Annotated in this window: 2 protein-coding genes; both read left to right on the top strand. The window is 31.1% G+C overall.

The window, feature by feature from the left end:
* Positions 1–330 precede the first annotated feature (330 nt).
* Positions 331–1,641, top strand: coding sequence for a T9SS type A sorting domain-containing protein (locus HOG71_04640; protein MBT5990118.1), 1,311 nt, complete (start codon positions 331–333; stop codon positions 1,639–1,641).
* A 158-nt stretch (positions 1,642–1,799) separates the two neighbouring features.
* The coding region (locus HOG71_04635) for a hypothetical protein (GenBank protein ID MBT5990117.1) at positions 1,800–2,302 on the top strand (503 nt) is incomplete at its 3' end.

The raw sequence follows: 2,302 nt of genomic DNA, 5'->3' as shown, positions 1-2,302 counted from the left end.
CTGTTATTGTTGATTTCTTTGTTGAAACATTTTTTTAAATATATTTGCAATATGATTTATTATAATTACATAAAAGTAGGTAATCCTTTACATTGTATGCAAATAATAAAATCTGAAAAATAATAATGTTTGCTTATAAGATAAGATGTAGCTAACAAGCGTGTCGTCGGTTCAGTCGGTGGTTCGTTTTGGTCTGAACCTTACGGTTCAGTGTTTAGCGGTTTGTACGGGCTGGAATCATTCTGATTCCGCCGCACACGCGAAACATTAGCTACAATAATAAATGAAAGAGGATTTGTGAAAAAAGTAATATTTATAATATTAGTCTTGATGATTTTGTCATACATTAATGCACAAGAATGGACAAACATATCTCCATTCCCTGCAAGTTACACAGGGATAAAAGGTAATTTTGTTTCCGCTAATGAAGGTTGGATTTTTCAAGGAAGCTCTACAAACAGAGATATTTATTATACTGAAGATGGAGGAGAGAACTGGGAAATAATTTACTCTTTGGAAGATCCACTGGAATTCATCATTTCCTTACATATGATTGATAATCAACATGGGTGGATGCATAAAAAATGGCAAAATCAATATCCATATAATAGTTACCATAGCTATTTAAAAACAACTGATGGTGGCTATAGTTGGGAAGACATGACTGATAATTTACCGGAAGAGAGCAATATTTATCCTATTTATTTCATTAATCAAAATATTGGTTTTTTGGGAGCAGGAAGCGATCCTTCAAATTATCAAGCCTTGATCTATAAAACAATTGATGGAGGAGAGAACTGGTATTTAACCAATACCCCTATAGTGTATTCATCCTATCCAAGTTTGGTTAATTATTCTACAAACAAGTTGTTTTTTATAGATGTAAGCAATGGTTGGGCAGCATGCTCTGCTTATGTAGGAAGTGGACTAAGTCTTTATACTACCGATGGTGGTGAAAACTGGGATGTTGGTATTGAACCAGGTTTATCACCGGATTTATTTGATATTCATTTTACTGATATAAATTCTGGAGGAGTTGTTGGACATAATGGATCATTTCCATATGTGGTTTTTACTGAAAATAATTTTGAAACTATTTCGTATCAACATAATTACACTTGGAATCAATTATCTCAGGCAATATGTTACCAGAATGACTCAACAGTATGGATATCAGGCTCTCCGGGTATAATCAACCGAAGCACAAACAGTGGAGAAACATTTGAAATTTATCAAACAATTGATACATATGTTAACTCAATACAATTTTTTAATAATACTGGGTTTATTTTTGGACTTCGAAATGGTTTATTCAAATTCGTTGATATAGTTTCATCAAGTAATAATGATCCACCTACTTTAAATTATTTTCTTGGAAATTATCCGAATCCGTTCAGACCATCTACAACAATAGTATTCTCACTTTACACCAGAAGTAATGTAGAATTAACTATTTATAATATAAAGGGACAAAAGATGAAAACATTAATCAATGAATTTCTTGAATGTAATTATCATTCAATCAACTGGAATGGTGATGATGATTTTGGTAAAAAAGTTTCTGCAGGGATTTATTTTTATAGTTTGAGCGTTAACGGTAAAACAGAAGTAATAAAAAAGTGTGTAATGTTGAATCAGTAGAATTGTAGCTAACAAACGTGTCAGTGGGTAGTTTTATTATTCTTTTCGGCTTGAATCTCACGATTCAAACCTTGTATTATGTGCTTCAGGGTGTGATCGTTCCGATCCCACCGTACACGCGAAACATTAGTGGTTTTTTATGGAGGTTGCGGAAAAACATGAAATTTGTATTAGTAATAATCTTTAATTTTATACTTATTAATAGCATTATCGGACAAGATTTAGAAATGGAAAATATTGAATATTCTTCATTTGATAGAAATGAACAAACAATTTTGGAGCTTACCGAAGATATAAATAAGAATACTCATGACTTTAATTCACTTTTCAATAGTGGAATTGCACATTATGAAGAAAGTAAATATCAAGATGCAATCTCTTATTTTACTAAAGCAATTAATATAATTGATAATGATCAAAGAAAAGAAGTATATTTCTATAGAGGCAATACCTATAGGCTGATAAATGAACCAATGAAGGCTATTGCTGATTTTGACAAATGTATTCAAATTGATGAAACGTACTCAGATGCTATTGCTGATAGAGGTTTAACATATTTTGAAATAGGCCAAACAGAAAAAGCTCTGATTGATTTAAAAGAAGCAATAATAATCAACCCATTAGATTCAATAAGTCATCAATCAATATTAAGAATTTATTT

This window comes from Bacteroidota bacterium (assembly GCA_018698135.1).
Taxonomy (GTDB): Bacteria; Bacteroidota; Bacteroidia; order CAILMK01; family JAAYUY01; genus JABINZ01.
This window is presented reverse-complemented; position numbering and strand designations above follow the sequence as displayed.